Source organism: Bradyrhizobium sp. Kon58 (assembly GCF_055807455.1).
Genome location: NZ_JBVVOT010000550.1, coordinates 1 through 252 on the forward strand (window position 1 = coordinate 1; position 252 = coordinate 252).

Sequence of the window (252 nt, forward strand, 5' to 3'; positions counted from 1 at the left end):
CCTACCCTGCTCGCTGCATTCAGTACCAGATGATCGGGCATTGAGCTCGTTTCAATCAGGCAAGAGCAAGCCCAGCAACTGTATTTACTACAGCGATGATCAACGGCGGAACCCAGGAGTCTTTCAACGAGCTTATGACTTTATGAATAAGGCCCTCGTCGGGCTTTTCTGATTCAAGCTGCTTTGCGAGTTCTGAAAGCGAGTCAATAAGGCCCTGCACTTGCTGAGTTATAGCGGTATCTGCGGCTTCAT

The 252-nt window shown here is 49.6% G+C and carries 1 protein-coding gene; it reads right to left on the bottom strand.

Going from position 1 to position 252, the window contains the following annotated elements:
• Positions 1–55 precede the first annotated feature (55 nt).
• On the bottom strand, positions 56–252 hold a 197-nt coding region (locus AC0L20_RS41460), incomplete at its 5' end, for a hypothetical protein (protein ID WP_473295905.1).